Genomic DNA, 17,092 nt, shown 5'->3' on the forward strand with positions numbered 1-17,092 from the left:
AACCATCATGTGTGGGAAACGTAAGGATGCAAAGCATCTAACTTAGTGACCGAAGGTTGGAATGAGGGAACCATGTATCCCAAAACGACCTCATTAATACTCCTGCATGCGGTATTAGGCAGCATATACCGTATGGAGCCAGGTGAAGGCGGCAGAAGGAGAACTAGAGCCACTCGCAAGAGAAGGTATGTTAGCCGATATGCCGGATGGCTGAAAAACAAGCTATGGTGAGAATGACACGCATGTCTGACGAACTGCCGAATGTACAGGTCTATAATAGGACCGCTAGGAAACTGGTGGGCTAGTAAATACTAGGTGAGCGGCGAAGAGTACAATATAAAAGATAGGAAACTCGCTATACTGAACTATGGCAGTATCGAACTCGCAGGCTTAAAGGCAGCACCTAAGGTTTTGAATGGATAGCTAGGCCACTAGGAACAAGGAAAGCAGGGGGCGTTGTCTCATGGTCTGCCAACCAAGACGGTTACTATAAGGGTTCTTATTCGAAATGTATTTACCCCTGTGAGAGTAGGGGCACGACCAATGAAGCACCTGTAATGGGTTTGGAGGAACAGCCCCAAGTCTTATTAATTCAAATTCAATTTTCCAAAAGTGAACGACATCGATCGGGTAAGAACGTGGGAATATTACTCCGTTGGGAGGGATACCACAATGTCGGCGGTACGATACTGGGATTATTACGGCATGACCGGAATCTTTAGTGAACTGTATGGAAGAGCACAAAACAAGGAAATATTCACGAATCTCTACGATATGATCACTTCTAGGGAAAATATTCTTCTGGCCTACCGCACAGTTAAATCAAATAAAGGTTCCAAAACAGCAGGTACAGACGGCAGAACTATTGACGATATTAAAACGGCATCCGAAGAAGAATTAGTAGAGCTTATCACTGGGAAACTATTGAACTATCGTCCTAAGAAAGTGAGAAGAGTCTTCATCCCCAAACCAAACGGCAAACAAAGACCATTAGGTATTCCGAGTATAGTTGACCGAATCATCCAGCAATGCTTCAAACAGATACTTGAACCCATTGCTGAAGCCCAATTCTATAAACACAGCTACGGATTCAGACCGATGCGTACTACCCACCACGCTGTAGCCCGGGTACAACACCTTATTAATTTCAATCGTTTTCACTTTATTGTGGACATTGATATTAAAGGTTTCTTTGATAACGTTAACCATACCAGACTTATCAAACAACTATGGAATATGGGGATACAAGATCGCAAAGTTTTACGGATCATAGGAAAAATGCTTAAAGCCGAGATTGAAGGCGAAGGTATACCTGAAAAGGGAACACCACAAGGCGGGATATTATCGCCACTCCTGTCAAACATTGTTTTGCATGATCTGGATCAATGGGTATCGGGGCAATGGGATACGTTTCCTTCTAGACATAAATATGCACGGAATGATGGGAAGTGTGCAGCCCTAAAAAGGACCAATCTCAAGGAAGGGTACATTGTCCGTTACGCCGACGATTTTAAAATCCTTTGTAGAGACTGGAAAACTGCCCAAAAGTGGTTTCATGCCGTAAAGCTTTATCTATATGACCGTCTGAAACTAGAAATCTCACCGGAAAAATCGCAAATTGTAAACCTCAGAAGGCGAGCGTCCGAATTTCTTGGATTTACTATTCGTGCGATAACGAAAGGACCTAAGAGAGTTGCTCGTACGGGCCTAAGCGACAGGAAAAAACAGCAGATAAAGAAAGAAGCGAAAGTGCGTATCGTGAAAATACGTCAGTCACCTACTGCTCAAAATGCGCTCTTATTCAATAGTTACGTCCTGGGTATTCATAACTACTTTAGCCGAGCTACGCAAGTTAGCATCGAATTCTCACGACTTGCTCATGATCTACGCCGGTTCACCTTTAATCGTCTGAATTCAGTCGCGACTTACGAATATCCGTGTATCCCGCCACCAACCTACTCGAAATTTTATAGTAAGAATTATAAAACGTTTAGGATATGCGGAGTCTACCTTTTTCCACTTCCGGATATCAGATGGAAGATCAGCACAAATTTCGACCAGTCCATTAGTCCATTTACCGAAGAAGGAAGAAGGATCATCCACAAAGAGCTAAGTCCGGATATTCTCAGAGAAATTTCTAAACTCATGAAATCCAACATACATGGTCGCAGTGTGGAATATATGGATAATCGTATTAGTAGATACAGTATGAAGATGGGCAGATGCGAAGTTACAGGATTGTTCTTATACGCAGAGGAAGTCCATTGCCACCACTACCAGCAGATGAAAAATGGAGGGAGCGATAAATTCAGCAACCTCCGTATTTTACATCGTGATGTGCACAGGCTCATACATGCAACGACTGAAAAAACGATTGTTGAACTCAAAACCCGATTGGATTTATCATCTGAAATGATGAAATCATTAAACCTATATCGTAAAAAGTGCAACTTGGAACTTATTGATATATTGAATTAAGAAGATGGAACGCCGTGTGCGGTGAAAGTCGCAAGCACGGTGTGGAGGAGGGGAAAAGACGGAGATAATTTCAAAGTCTTACCTATTCCTATTGAGGTAATTCAGCAAAGCAATAATGAACATGCCAAACATGAACATCAATGACAACGCTTGATAAACCTCCATGAGCCTCACCTCCCTTCCGGGAGATTAGCCGACCGCCCTTGTAAGCCTTCCATTGCTTCTACGATTATACCATTTGATTAGCCTGTATGGATAGGTTTAACAATATTGGAAATACAAAAGGAAGGTTTCCTGAACAGGTCACCTTCCTTTTGTATACATTATGATGCTACAGCTTCAGCATCTCCTCGAACGATTCCTCGTTCAGCAGGTTGCCGACATAGAAGGGGCCGAACTCGCCATAGCGGGCGCTGACTTCATCGAAGCGCATCTCGTAGACGAGCTTCTTGAACTGCAGCGCATCCTCGGCGAACAGGGTTACGCCCCACTCCCAGTCATCGAAGCCGACGGAGCCGGTGATGATCTGCTTCACCTTGCCGGCATAGCTGCGGCCGATCAGGCCGTGCGAATACATCAGCTCCCGGCGTTTGTCCATATCCAGCATGTACCAGTTGTCGGCAAGCTCACGCTTCTTGTTCATCGGGTAGAAGCAGATATGCTTCATTTGCGGCAGTACAGGCTTCAGCCGGGCAGCCACATGCGGGTTCTGCATCGGGTCGCTGCCGTCTCCGGCACTTCCTCCTGCGGCATAGTTGCTGAGCTCAACGATGCTTACGTAGGAGTAGGCCTTCGTTGTATATTGGGCAAAGGCAATTTTGTTAAAAGCGGTCTCCAGCGCATTCAGCGCCTCCAGACTCTCTCTCAGAAACATCATCACGAAATCAGCCTTCTGGCCCACGATGGAATAGACGGCAGTGCTGCCTTCCTTCGCTTCCTCGACAGGTCCCCACTCCTGCATGAAGGCATGCAGCTCCTCCAGGGCAACTGCCCGTTCCTCGTCATCTGCTGCCGTCCAGGCTGTCCAGTTCAGCGAGCGGAAGTCATGTAGCGCATACCAGCCTTCCAGTGTCAAAGCGGCTTCGTTCAAGTTGTTCACTCCTTATCGTTTATCGGTGGAATATCCTCGCGTAAAATCTTCTTTGTCCGCATACCTTAATTATGTATGAACATAGGTCGGGTGCTATTTGCATTGTAGCGCAGCGGGCGGCAGAGAGCAAACGCCGGGCCCCCCATTCACGCCTATTCCGGTATTTAGCGCGATAATGTTCATTGCTTCGCTACATTTTTTCTAGTAAACTTACTATTATATAAGCTTGGGTGTGCGGTTCTTTATAGAGAGAGGGGATGGCGGTACGATGGGATTTATTCCGGTGTTTGTTCTGGCCGTTTTATTCTTTGTGATGATGTTCGGGATTGGCTTCATTCTTAACATGCTGATGAAGACTACCTGGTTCCCTGCCTATCTGTTCGTCATTGTCATTCTTCCGGTGGTGGTCTATTCCATCTGGGACCGGAGCGCGATGTCCCTATGGGAGCATCTCTCTACCTTCCACATCGTGGATTATCTTACCGGGATCGCTGGTCTTGCCGGAGCGGTGCTGAGCGGCTGGACCATTCAGAAGCTGCGGCTGGGCGGATACAAGATGTTCTAAGCGCTGCCTGAAGGGCGGTACAACAAGAAACGGCTAATCTCCTACCGGGGAGAAGCCGTTTTTTTTATAGATAAGAATTTATATGTTTTGGGGTCCCCGCAAAGTACCTGAGTCATCACCTACGCTAAAGCCCCACTTTGTGGGGTTATTTTTCGCCAAAAAGAGCAAGGGTTCATCTTTATTTTACATTTCCGGCCGGGTGTTTTGTGATAGAATAGAAATCTATATGAATTCGTATATCGTATAGAAGAGGGGGAGGTATCCGCAGATGCGTATGAGCAACCTGCATCATTTCACTGAACATCATCGGTACTGCGTTTCCCGCGAATTCGGTCTAAGCCAGCTGGACGGCCGTATGCTGGGCTCAGTCTATCAGCCAATGGTAGGCGCGTTCGCCATCAGCCTGTACAGATTGCTGTTCGAGCATATTCCGGCTGAATCTATCGGTTATTCCGGTGTGGAGCAGCAGCGCAGGCTCTTTATGACCCTGGGCGTTGAACCAAACGAGAAGGGCCGTAAATATATGGTAGACCAGGCTTCCCGGCTGGAAGCGGTGGGACTGCTGCAGACCTGCCGGCTGTATGCCGCGGAGAACGATGATTATATGTACGAGTACGAATTAATGCCGCCGCTGTCGCCGGCTGATTTTTTTGCAACCCAGCATCTGACGCTGCTGCTCCGGGATAAGATCGGCAAGTTCGCTGTGCTGTCGCTGCGCGAGCAGTTCTGGCACCGGGAACCCGAGGAATGGAGCGGGCGGTCGATGGGAAAAGAGAATATTTCACTGCCCTTTTATGATATTTTTGAGCTGAATACCCATGTCATCGACTATGAGCTGGAGCAGGCCCTGGCAGAGGTAGCTTCCGTTCGTCAGCCCGGCACCACCCAAGACGCTGAGCCGAATATAGCCTACAGCGATATTATCCTGCGCTTCCCGCGTGAATCGGTGAACCGTGCGCATGTCGAGAAGCTGCGTTTTGACCATAATCAGATGGGTGTCATTAATTATGTGGCCCGCAAATACGAGCTTGGCCCGCAGGATGTATGCCGCCTGCTGGATGAGGATGATGTCTTCACGCCGGACGGAGAGGTGATTCTGGATACGCTGCAGTACAAGGCGAGCCAGCATTTTCGTCAGGATAGGAAGCGCCAGGAGAAAAGAGAGATTGCCGCCGCCAAGGTGGTGTCGCTGCGCTCCGCCGCTGAGGAAGAGAGTGATCCTTCTGCAGTGCCGGTGGAGCAGGCTGTCGAAATGGAGTTCTATGTAGAAGTGCCTCCGCAATTTCTGTCCAAATGCGACATTCACCAATATAATATGATGCTGCGCAACGAGCCTTATACACGGCTGTTACAGACATTCTTCCCGGGGGCGGTTCCGGGCCAGCTGATGGATATCTTCGAGAAGATTGATTTGAACTATAAGCTCAGCGGCGAAGTGATCAATGTACTGATTCATTATCTGATGACGATGGTGGCTTCCGGCGGCGATCAGCGGATGAACCGCAACTTCGTGGAGGCGATTGCCTCCAATATGCTGGTGAAGCAGGTGAATACTTACGAGAAGGCTGTGCGCTATATCCGCGACCAGTCGAAGGTGAAGGGCAAGGGGGCGGCTTCCGCCACCTCCGGCACAGGCAACGCGGGAACCCGCCAGCGTTCGTATACGAAGAGCGGCGGCCGTTCCGGCAAACAGGAAATTCCGATTGTGCTTGATGACGGCAGCGCCGGAACCGTATCGGAAGAGGAATTCGCGGCGATGATGAAGAAAGCGGCCGAGATCAAGGCCAGCAAGAAAAAAGGCGTTCTGAGAACGCCCTGAAGAAAGTGAGGTGCAGCGATGGAGTCTATGGGCGAAGTGCTGCGTTCGATGAACAACCCTGCTCTGCGCCAGCGCTCCCGTGACCTGGAGCAGACCCTGCTGAACCATCCCCTGGTCAAGGAGCTTCAGGCGGAGCACCCTGAGCTGGACGAGTCCCGGCTGCGGCTGCACTTGAGCCGTCTGTACCAGTATGTCGAGGAGGACCGGCATTGTAAGAACTGCCCCGGCCTGGCGAATTGCCCGAATGATTTCCAGGGGCATTACAGCAAGCTGTCGGTGGAGACAGTGAACGGTGTAACGGATCTGTATGAACGCAAGACGCCGTGCAAGCTGAAGATTGCGCAGGATAATCAGGATAATGTCCGCAAACGGATCCGCAGCTTCTATGTGGATGAGCGGGTACTGAACGGCGGATATGATGAGATGGATATTATGGGCAAGGACCCCCGGCGGGCCTCAGCCGTGAACAAGATATTTGACTATATAGGAGCTGTGCGGGCAGAAGGCCTGACTTCGCGGGGCATTTATCTGCAGGGCAGCTTCGGGACCGGCAAAACCTTCCTGATGTGCTATCTGCTCCATGAGCTGGCGATCTCGGGCTACAGCGGCGTGATTGTCTACATGCCGGATTTCATCGAGGAACTGAAGCTGATCATGATGGATAACCAGAAGCTGAAGGAAATGGTCGATACGATGAAGAACTGTGATCTGCTCATCTTCGACGACATCGGAGCCGAGAATCTCAATCCCTGGGCGCGTGACCATGTGCTCGGAGCGATCCTGAACTACCGGATGAACCGCAAGCCGACCTTCTACACCTCGAATTATCCGCTGGACGGGCTGGAGAAGCATCTCAGCATCACCAGCAAGGACGGGGAAGAGGTCTACAAGGGCCAGCGGCTGATGGACCGGATTGCTCCGTTCGTAGACGTGATTCCGCTGCATGGGGAGAACCAGCGGGGCAAGGCCAGAGACTAAGACGCACAGTTGCAGCAATAAGCAATATAAGCATAGGGCAGGATAATTTGTGCTCCACACAAAGAGGGGACCGCGCCGTCATTTGGCGGGGTCCCCTTTTTGCTATGCTTAGATTCAGCTGGCGCTGAATTTCCACCAATTGATATTGAACAGGTAGCCGCTGCCGCCCGTGAATTTCAGGTAGAGGTCGTGAGTGCCGCTGGCTCCACTGACCGTGCAGGTCTTGGTCACCCAGTTCTGCCAGCCCCCGGTATTCTGCACCGCACAGGTGCCGGCCAGTGTTCCAGTCGGACTGTCCAGCCGTAGCTCAATATTGCCGCCGCTGCCTGCTGACGCTACCCGCGCCTCGAAGGCTGCGGCTCCGGCGCCGAAGTTCACATTTTTGATTTTGAGATAATCGCCGTGATCGATGAAGCCGACATTCATTCCCCCGTCCGTATCCGAGGTGGTCTCGTTCTCTACCCCGGCCGCCCATGCGCTGGTCTCGGCTTGTGTTCTGACATAGGGGTTAAGGGTGGCGATGGGCTGCGGTCCGGCGGTGGTCATGTTGATGACCGGGAAGCTTCCGTCCGCGTTGTAGGTGAATTGCTCTACCCCCACTGACCGGGTGAAGCCGCCCCCTCCAGGCAAGGCCCCATTATGATAAAAGAAATAGGAGCGCCCTTTGAAATCGATGATGCCGGGATGATTCGTGAAGCTGCCGCCTTGGGTGGGCATAATGATCCCTCTGTACTTCCACGGTCCGGTCGGCGACGAGCTGGTGGAATAAGCGATATTCTCAGGAATGCCGCTTGCGGCGTAGACCATGTAGTATAAGCTGCCGCGCTTGTAGAACCAGGGTCCTTCTTCGTAGAGGGTTGGTCTATCGGCATTGCCGTTTCGTACACCGAAGCTGTCTGTGGTCATAGGCACCTGCACAATACCTGTGCTCTGGTTGTAGGAGATCATATCCGGGTTCAGCTTCACATATTTTAGTGTCGGGTTCCCCCAGTAGAGATAAGCCTGGCCGTCACTGTCCACATATACCGTCGGATCAATGTCGCCCCAGCTGCTGGAGACGAGCGGTTTGCCGATAGCGTCCACGAACGGGCCGGTCGGGCTGTTTGAGACGGCGACGCCGATGGCGGGCCGTCCGAGCGAAGTGCTTTTTGCCGTGACATAAAAGTAGAATTTGCCGTTGCGCTCAATGACCTGGCTGGCCCAAGCTTCTCCGCTCGACCAGCTGAACGCCTTGTAGGATAACGGTGACCCGTGATCTGTCCAGTTCGCCATGTCCTTGGAAGAGTAGACCCTCCAATCATTCATCGTATAGTAGGTCGAGTTGTCTTCGTCATGTCCGGTGTACAGGTAGACCGTATCATTGTATACAAGCGGGGCCGGGTCTGCCGTGTAGATGGTCTGTACAACAGGGTTGTCAGCGAACGATACCGGGGAATACAGCGCCGATGCCAACAAGCCTGCAGCAGCAAGGCTGACAAGCTTTTTCATTCTTTTTCCTCCTCAAAATAGGTATAAGAGCGCTTTCGCATACAGAGTAACACGGCTCCTGTGAAACAAAAATGTGTTTTCTTTTTATTAAATTGTAAATTTATGTTATTATTGATGATCCGTGATAGAATGCAAACTGGAACGCAAAAAAATCCGGCATCCTGCCCTGACGCGGGCGAAGAATACCGGACACTGCGCTTAAGCAGCTATTCGGACAAATACTTGATGATCACCATTCCGAAGAAGACCACGGTCATGAAGCCGGTCATCCCGAAGAAACCGGCCATAAGATCACCAAGATCGTTGCGGGGCTCCTCATTGATATGCTCCCGCGGGTCACGGACCTGTGCGTTGACATTGACGTCCATTCGCTTCTTCCTCCTTGCTGTTGCATGACTGCATGAAGTGGGTTACAGTTATACATGTGAGAGAAGTCATTGACAATTAATGCGCTTTCTTCAAGTATACGAAGATGCAGGGTAGATGTAAAGATAATAAGGGTGATTTAATGATACATATAAGACCTATGGAACCGCAGGAGTATGATTTTCTTATGGATATGCATTATGAGTCCATTCATATCGAACAAGGGAAGCCTCCCAGAAGTGAGCTGCTGAATTCCCCGGGGATGGTGAAGTACAACGAGAATTGGGGCAGACAAGGCGATCTGGCTCTGATTGCCCTTATTGACAATATCCCTGCAGGTGCTGCCTGGTACAGGCTATTCGACGAGTCGAACCAGGGCTACGGATTTGTGGATGCGCAGACGCCGGAATTAGGTGTGGCTATACGGTCTGAATATAGGCAGCGGGGTGTAGGAATCAGACTCATGCAGGCCATCACTCAGCAGGCTGTATCCCAGGGGTACACCGCCCTTTCTCTCAGCGTTGACCCGCAGAACCAGGCGGCCGTCCGGTTATATGACAGACTCGGGTTTCAGTTTCACGGAATTTCTGGAACCTCCTGGACGATGAAGCTGGATATTACAAATTAATTTTATACAATATAATTTCTTAAAATATATAACAAATGCATTGTATTTATGTTATACTGAGGATGTGTCGGTAAATGATAATCTGGTTATCATATTACATGAAGCATTTTATCCCGCTATGATCTCGGAGTAAATTCTGCGGACTTGGCTCAGGCTATAGAAGCGGAAGTTTTTTCGTACAGCTTAAGCTCACAAAACTTATCTAAGGAGGAACAATATCATGGCTATCGTAAACGTGTCTGACCAATCCTTCGTGAATGAAGTGGAAGGTCAAGGTACTGTAGTAGTAGATTTCTGGGCACCTTGGTGCGGCCCTTGCAAAATGCTTGCCCCTATTCTCGAGGAATTGTCCACCGAGCTGGGTGACGATGTGAAGATCGCTAAATTGAATGTGGATGAGAATCCTGAGACAGCTTCCCGTTTTGGAGTAATGAGTATTCCTACTCTGATCTTCTTCAAAGACGGCCAGCCTGTGGACAAAGTCGTAGGACTGAACTCCAAGGATTCCCTTAAGAATATCGTAGCTAAGCATCAATAATTGATTATAACCTGCTGTAACCGGGGCCATGCGGCCCCTCAAGACAAAGCGCCTTCGGTACTCCGAAGGCGCTTTGTCTGTCAATAGAAACGGGTGTTCTATATTAAGGCTTGAATGTATAGTACATTCTATTCTAAACTTACCTTATAACCGTGTAGTAACAGGTGGGGGAGAACTTATGGATTATATGGATAATATCCGCAACAAGCTTGCGCTGCTGCCTGATCTGCCTGGCTGCTATCTGATGAAGAATCAAGAGGGCACGATCATCTATGTCGGCAAGGCCAAAGTGCTGAAGAACCGTGTACGCTCTTATTTTACCGGCAGTCACAACGGGAAGACGCAGCGGCTGGTCGCCAATATTGTTGATTTCGAATATATCGTGACATCGAGCAATATGGAGGCACTCATTCTGGAGTGCAATCTGATCAAGAAGCATATGCCGCGTTACAATGTGCTGCTGAAGGATGATAAGACCTTTCCTTATCTGAAAATCACGAACGAAGCCCATCCGCGCCTGGAGGTTACCCGCCGGGTGCTGAAAGATAAAGCTAAATATTTCGGGCCGTATCCGAACAGCTACGCTGCCCAGCAGACCAAGAAGCTGCTCGACCGGATGTATCCGCTGCGCAAATGCGGGGTGATGCCGAAGGAGGTCTGCCTGTACTATCACATGGGCCAGTGCCTCGCGCCGTGCGAGAAGGAAGTGCCGAAGTCGGCCTATGAGGAGATTATTCAGAATATCTCTTCCTTCCTCGGGGGCGGACATGATGCAGTGAAGAAGGATCTGCAGAAGAAGATGCAGGAGGCGGCCGAGGAGCTGTATTTCGAGCGGGCCAAGGAGCTGCGCGACCAGATTCAGCACATCGACGCCGTCATGGAGAAGCAGAAGATCAATACGGCTGACACCAAGGACCGTGACGTGTTCGGTTATGCGGTGGACAAGGGCTGGATGTGTGTGCAGATCCTGTACATGCGGCAGGGGAAAATGATTCAGCGCCACTCGTCGGCTTTTCCGTTCTACGGGGAGGCGTACGGTGACTTCATGTCTTATGTCACGCAGTATTACAGCGACAATCCCGCACTGCCGCAGGAAATCCTGCTGCCGGATATGGCAAGCGCCGGAATGCTTCCGCCGGAAGGGGGAGGCGTGTCTGGCCAGGAAAGCGGTGTGCAGGCAGCCGGTGTGATGCCGAGCGGTCAAGCGCTGATGGCGGCCTTGGGCGCAGAGGATGAGTCGGAGGCTGGGGAACAGACCGGTGAGACAGGAATAGCAGGTGAGGGTCTTGCGGGTGCTCCGGCAGCGGCTGATGAAGCTGTACAGGGGCAGACGGAGCAGGAGGCGGCAGCTGAAGGGACCGTGGATGCGGCCGGAGGCGCAGCCGCTCTGCAGGAGTGGCTGGGCATCAAGGTACTGGTGCCGCAGCGCGGGCTGAAGAAGCAGATGGTCGGCATGGCCTGCCAGAACAGCCGGGTTGCGCTGAATGAGAAATTCCGCCTGATCGAGCGGGACGAAGAGCGTACCTCCGGGGCGGCCAGCAGTTTGGGGCAGAGCCTGGGGCTGGACTCGCTGAACCGGATCGAAGCGTTCGATAACTCGAATATTCAGGGGGCCAATCCGGTCTCGGCCATGGTGGTCTTCATCGACGGTAAGCCTGCCCGCAAAGAGTACCGTAAGTATAAGGTCCGCACCGTACAGGGGCCGGATGATTATGAGACGATGCGCGAGGTGATCCGGCGGCGTTATGAACGGGTGCTGAAGGAGAATCTGCCGCAGCCGGATCTGATCGTAGTCGATGGAGGCAAGGGCCAGATCTCTTCGGCAATCGATATTCTGCAGAATGAGCTGGGATTGTTCATTCCCGTCTGCGGTCTGGTCAAGGATGACAAGCACAGAACCGCCCAGCTGCTGGTCGGCGACTCTGCTGAGCCAGTCTCGCTCGCGCGGGACAGCCAGGAGTTCTACCTGCTGCAGCGTATCCAGGATGAGGTTCACCGGTTCGCCATTACGTTCCACCGGGAGCAGCGCGGCAAATCGATGGTTACCTCGAAGCTGGATTCGATTCCGGGCATCGGGGATAAGCGCCGGAAGCTGCTGCTGAAGCATTTCGGCTCGCTTAAGAAGATCAAGGAAGCCTCTATCGAGGATTTCAAGGTGCTGTCCATCGGCGAGAAGCTGGCCGGGCAGATTCTGGAGGCGCTCAATGATGAGGAGCCGTCTGAATAAGCAGGTTCACGCGGTAACTGAACAGAAGCCGGTCCCATGTGGGCCGGCTTTTTTTGGGATTCAGTCAAGGTCGGGATGAAGGCAATGTGTGTGAAAAACCGAATACATCGGGAGTTGCGGGGGCGCGCGCCGAATGTACATAGTAGACCGAACACTATAAGGTGCTGCGTAATTAACTTAATCTTTACTTTATGCATAAAATCGTTGATTTGTGCAATTGCAACCGGTTTCGGTAAAGGGTACGCTTAGTATGAATCTTTGAAAGCGTTTGAATGAAAGATGCAGACTTCCAGAATCAGGGTAATGGGGAAGCTGCAATCCAATCGTAAAGAGGAGGATGAAGGAATGGCATATTCAAAAAGAGTAAGACGCAAGAAGGGGATCAACGGGACCGCTCTTTGTCTGAGCATCATCATGCTGCTGAGTCTCGTGCTGGCCCTTCCGCCCGGACGGGCACAGGCTGCGGACTCTTATCTGCTCTCCAAAGACCGGCCGGCATATGCATCGGGCACGGAGGGCAATAATACCCCGGATCTGGCGGTGGACGGCAATACAGGTTCAAGGTGGAGCAGCTCATGGGGGACGGACCCGAACTGGATTTATGTGGATCTCGGGGCAAACGCCACCATAGACCGCGTGGTGCTCCGCTGGGAAGGAGCTTACGCCAAAGCTTACAAAATCCAGGTATCCCCTGACGAATTGAACTGGAGTGATGTCTACTCCACAACTACAGGTGATGGCGGTGTAGATGAGCTCACGCTCAGCGGTACAGGCCGGTATGTACGGGTATTCGCCACTGAGCGGAACCTGACGCAATACGGCATCTCCCTCTATGAGTTCGAGGTATACGGCACTGGCGGTGTTAATCCTCCTCCGGTGGTTCTCGGGCCGAATGTAGCCTTGAACAAGCCCGTGACGGCTTCATCCTATCAGGTGGCCGATTATCTGCCTGTCGGCTCTACCCTGCCGGAGCTGGCGGTGGACGGCAACCTGAACACACGCTGGTCTTCCAATGCTACCGATAATGAATGGCTGAGCGTTGACCTTGGCAGCATACGCACGCTGGGCCGGGTGATCATCAACTGGGAGGCAGCCGCCGGCCGGATCTATGATATTCAGGTTTCGGATAACGGAAGCTCATGGACTACAGTATACCGGGAGCTTCACGGCGACGGCGGCACCCTTAATCTTCCCGTCTATGCCAGCGGCCGTTACCTGCGGATGAAGGGCATCAGCAGAGCGACCTCCTTTGGTTATTCGATTTTTGAATTCCAGGCCTATGATTATGTGGCAGGGGATCCGAAGCCGGTCTATAACATTCCGGCCTTGCCGCAGCTGACCACAGTGCCCGTAGGCCAAGGCAGCCATGCGGCGAATGACCTCTCGGTTCCTCAGCCCAAATATCCGCTGTATAAATCGGATGCACTGACTGCGCCGCTGCCTTCCAATGACTGGTGGCAGTCCATTATGATCAATCAGCTCGGCAACGGCATTATCACCCTTCCGCTCAAATCAAAGTATACCAAGCAGGGTCTAAGCATTCTGAATCCGGGCGCAGGCTATTTAAGCGCTGACGGCAAGGCACAGGAAGCTGCGGGAAGCCCGGACCTGTTCCTGATGGCCGGCAACATTAATACTTCGGGAATGTCGAACCGGATTACCGGTTACGGCGACTGGTCGGCGACTGCCGTATTAAGCGATGGCGCTGCTGAGAAGCTGAAGACAACGTTCGTCAAAGGCTCGCCTTATCTTTATTCGCAATTCAGCGATCCGTCCAGTCCTGAGGTGTATCTGCCGGCCGGGGCCCGTTTCTTCGACGGCAGCAATACTACGATTCTCGCCGCAGACGGAGCCACAGTGACTGCAGACCATATCGGCATTGCGGTCACCAATACCAATGGGGCGCCAACACCTGAAATGGTGACTAGACACTATGGGCTGTATGCTCCGGCCGGTACAACCTTCAAGCGGGTCGGCGCCAAGCTCAAAATCCAGCTCGGCGGAGGCCAGAACTACCTGAGCTTGTCCGCTCTTCCGGCACCGTCCAATCTGAATTATTTCTACCAGCACGGGTATGCCTTCGTGACAGACACGAAGGTGGCCTATACCTTCAACGAGACGACCTCGGGTGTCACGACCACCTTCAATGCAGTAACAGAGCTTAAGCGTTCAGGCTTCCCGAATACCACGCTGATGGCCCAGCTTCCCCACCAGTGGAAGGTTACCACAACACCGCTGACTGCTGTCTCCTTCCCGTCCATCCGTGGAACGATGAAGGTGACGGAAGGGAATTCGTTCGCCACCACCGATAAATTCTACGGCATTGTGCCACAGTTCACCGAGCCGGGAGATTCCACCTATTCCCGTCAGGATCTGCTTAATTATCTGGCGCTGCTCGATACGGACACCGCCACCAATCTGATGCAGGCCGATGCGTACTGGCAGGGCAAGAAGCTGCATCCGCTGGCTATGGGCGTGCTGATCGCCGATCAGATCGGCAATGAGAGCTACAAGAATCTATTCCTGTCCCGGATGAAGATGGTGCTTACAGACTGGTATACGTACACCTCGGGGGAAACCGATTATTATTTTGACTACAACTCCGACTGGGGAACATTGATTTATAAAAACAGTGAGTTCGGCGCGAACTCCGGCATCACGGACCATCATTTCACATACGGATATTATGTCTTTGCTTCCGCTGTGCTTGCCACCTATGATACCGACTTCAGGAACAAATTCAGCGGGATGGTCGATGAACTGATCCGGGATTATGCCAATCCGTCGAAGACCGATCCGAAGTATCCTTACTTCCGTAACTTCGACCTGTATGAAGGCCATTCATGGGCCGGCGGTTATGCCGACAATGACAGCGGCAATAACCAGGAAGCAGCCGGAGAATCGCTGTTCGGCTGGGTCGGCCAATATATGTGGAGCACACTGACCGGCAACACGGCTTTCAGGGATGCGTCCATTATGGGCTTCACGACGGAGCTTAGAGCAGTGCAGCAATACTGGTTCAACTATGACCAGGATAACTGGCTGCCGGGCTATACGCATAAAACAGTAGGGCAGATCTACGGAAGCTCGAATTTCTTCGGCACCTTTTTCAACGGGAATCCGGTGTATGTCTATGGCATTCACTGGCTGCCTACAGCAGAATATTTGACCAGCTACGGATTCGATACGGCCAAGGTGGCCGGATTATACAATGGCTTTGTGGCCGATAACGGCGGGCCGGAACCGGACTGGTACCATATTGTCTGGCCGATTCAGGCACTGAGCGATCCGCAGGCTGTGCTGAATAAATGGAATCCGGCACTGCCGCAGCAGAACGAATTGTTCAACACGTACTGGTTCGTGCACAATATGGAAACACTCGGATCACGCACCAAGGACATTTGGGCGGAGAATGGATACAGTGCAACGGTGTATAAAAAAGGCTCGGCCTACCGCGCGCTGGTCTGGAATCCGACGAAAGCGGCCATAACCGTTACGTTCCGCAATAGCGGAGGGGTTACAGGCTCAGCTTTGGTTCCACCCGGGAAGCTGGTGAAGGTGGATCCGACGAAGGTGACCACGGATACGCTGCTTACTCCGCCTGCCCTGACAGCCGATACCACCGGGAACGCAGCCGGTCAGCCGATTGAGCTGACGTTCACGGAGAATGCGGCCTGGAGAAATGCAGTCACTGCGGTGAAGGTGGATGGAACTGTAGCGGCAGCGGCGAATTATACCATAGCAGCCGGTAAAATCACACTGAACACCGCGCTGTTCCCCGCAGCGAAGACTTACACGGTTACAGTAACCGCAGGCGGATATACCGATACTTCGGTGCAGCAGGTGATCACTGGCGGAACTCAGCCGGCAGGGAACCTGGCTCTGAATAAGGCGGTTACCGCTTCGGAGAATCCGAAGCAGCCTGCTGCCGGCGCTGTGGACGGAAATGCGGGCACCCGCTGGGAGTCGGACTTCAGTGATCCGCAGTGGATTCAGGTGGATCTGGGCTCTGCCCAGACGGTCAGCCGTGTCCTGCTGAATTGGGAGGGAGCATACGCCAAAACCTACGCAATCGAGACATCAGCAGACGGTACGAACTGGGCAACGGTGTATTCTACAACAACCGGAGACGGGGCCATCAATGACATTAGCTTCACTCCGGTTACCGCGCGGTATGTGAAGGTGAGCGGCACAGAGCGAGGCACGCAGTACGGGTATTCTTTATGGGAACTGGAAGTGTACGGCAGCAGCGGGGCAACGTTTACTCCACCTGCCCTTGCAGCCGATACCACCGGGAACGCAGCTGGTCAGCCGATTGAGCTGACGTTCACGGAGAATGCGGCCTGGAGAAATGCAATCACTGCGGTGAAGGTGGATGGAGTGACAGTAACGGCAGCAAATTATACCGTGGCAGCCGGTAAAATCACACTGAACACTGCGCTGTTCCCCACAGCGAAGACTTACACGGTTACAGTAACCGCAGGCGGATATACCGATACTTCGGTGCAGCAAGTGATCACTGGCGGAACAACACCGTCTGTGAATCTTGCGCGGAACAAGGCGGTTACCGCTTCAGAGAATCCGAAGCAGCCCGCTGCCCTCGCTGTGGACGGAAATGCGGGTACCCGCTGGGAATCGGACTTCAGTGATCCGCAGTGGATTCAGGTGGATCTGGGCTCTGCCCAGACGGTCAGCCGTGTCCTGCTGAACTGGGAGGGGGCATACGCCAAAGCCTACACGATCGAGACGTCTGCAGACGGTACGAACTGGACAACGGCGTATTCCACAACAAGCGGGGACGGGGACGTCGACGATATTAGCTTCACTCCGGTCAGCGCGCGGTATGTGAAGGTGAACGGGACGGAGCGCGGCACACAATACGGTTATTCTTTATGGGAAATGTCAGTCTATTAAT

At 52.1% G+C, this 17,092-nt stretch carries 12 protein-coding genes; 8 read left to right on the plus strand and 4 right to left on the minus strand.

What is annotated here, in order from left to right; genetic code table 11:
- Positions 1-672: 672 nt before the first annotated feature.
- Complete coding sequence (gene ltrA / locus NST04_RS09835) at positions 673-2,478, plus strand: group II intron reverse transcriptase/maturase (RefSeq protein ID WP_341184092.1); 1,806 nt, start codon at positions 673-675, stop codon at positions 2,476-2,478.
- A gap of 78 nt (positions 2,479-2,556) precedes the next feature.
- Here the strand turns inward: ltrA and NST04_RS09840 are convergent, their stop codons facing one another.
- A complete protein-coding gene (locus NST04_RS09840; protein WP_282705064.1) occupies positions 2,557-2,643 on the minus strand; it encodes a putative holin-like toxin in 87 nt (28 codons plus the stop codon).
- A gap of 166 nt (positions 2,644-2,809) precedes the next feature.
- The gene (gene hemQ, locus NST04_RS09845) at positions 2,810-3,568 is read right to left on the minus strand and encodes a hydrogen peroxide-dependent heme synthase (protein ID WP_341184093.1); all 759 of its coding nucleotides are present in this window, start codon (positions 3,566-3,568) and stop codon (positions 2,810-2,812) included.
- A gap of 268 nt (positions 3,569-3,836) precedes the next feature.
- Here hemQ and NST04_RS09850 point away from each other — a divergent pair, with 268 nt between their 5' ends.
- The 3 genes from NST04_RS09850 to dnaI all read left to right on the plus strand — a co-directional run bounded on the left by NST04_RS09850 (position 3,837) and on the right by dnaI (position 6,930).
- The gene (locus NST04_RS09850) at positions 3,837-4,133 is read left to right on the plus strand and encodes a YuiB family protein (RefSeq protein WP_025707684.1); all 297 of its coding nucleotides are present in this window, start codon (positions 3,837-3,839) and stop codon (positions 4,131-4,133) included.
- A gap of 268 nt (positions 4,134-4,401) precedes the next feature.
- Positions 4,402-5,952, plus strand: a complete 1,551-nt coding sequence (locus NST04_RS09855; RefSeq protein ID WP_341184094.1) for a helicase DnaB — start codon at positions 4,402-4,404, stop codon at positions 5,950-5,952.
- Between the two features lie 18 nt (positions 5,953-5,970).
- A complete protein-coding gene (gene dnaI / locus NST04_RS09860; RefSeq protein WP_341184095.1) occupies positions 5,971-6,930 on the plus strand; it encodes a primosomal protein DnaI in 960 nt (319 codons plus the stop codon).
- A 114-nt stretch (positions 6,931-7,044) separates the two neighbouring features.
- On the opposite strand, the gene NST04_RS09865 is transcribed toward dnaI, so the two are convergent.
- Together NST04_RS09865 and NST04_RS09870 are read right to left on the minus strand one after the other, a co-directional pair.
- Positions 7,045-8,418, minus strand: coding sequence for a glycoside hydrolase family 43 protein (locus NST04_RS09865; protein ID WP_341184096.1), 1,374 nt, complete (start codon positions 8,416-8,418; stop codon positions 7,045-7,047).
- Positions 8,419-8,624: 206 nt separating this feature from the next.
- Positions 8,625-8,786, minus strand: a complete 162-nt coding sequence (locus tag NST04_RS09870; protein WP_143803803.1) for a YqzM family protein — start codon at positions 8,784-8,786, stop codon at positions 8,625-8,627.
- Positions 8,787-8,971: 185 nt separating this feature from the next.
- On the opposite strand from NST04_RS09870, the gene NST04_RS09875 reads away from it, so the two are divergent.
- The 4 genes from NST04_RS09875 (at position 8,972) to NST04_RS09890 (ending at position 17,091) form a co-directional block, all read left to right on the plus strand.
- Positions 8,972-9,412, plus strand: coding sequence for a GNAT family N-acetyltransferase (locus NST04_RS09875; RefSeq protein ID WP_341184097.1), 441 nt, complete (start codon positions 8,972-8,974; stop codon positions 9,410-9,412).
- Between the two features lie 220 nt (positions 9,413-9,632).
- Positions 9,633-9,950, plus strand: a complete 318-nt coding sequence (gene trxA, locus NST04_RS09880) for a thioredoxin (protein ID WP_036701616.1) — start codon at positions 9,633-9,635, stop codon at positions 9,948-9,950.
- Between the two features lie 178 nt (positions 9,951-10,128).
- The gene (uvrC, locus tag NST04_RS09885) at positions 10,129-12,177 is read left to right on the plus strand and encodes an excinuclease ABC subunit UvrC (protein ID WP_341184098.1); all 2,049 of its coding nucleotides are present in this window, start codon (positions 10,129-10,131) and stop codon (positions 12,175-12,177) included.
- Positions 12,178-12,522: 345 nt separating this feature from the next.
- Positions 12,523-17,091, plus strand: coding sequence for a galactose-binding domain-containing protein (locus NST04_RS09890; protein ID WP_341184099.1), 4,569 nt, complete (start codon positions 12,523-12,525; stop codon positions 17,089-17,091).
- Position 17,092: the final 1 nt, after the last annotated feature.

The sequence above is a fragment of the Paenibacillus sp. FSL H7-0756 genome, assembly GCF_038006765.1.
Lineage (GTDB): Bacteria > Bacillota > Bacilli > Paenibacillales > Paenibacillaceae > Paenibacillus_AQ.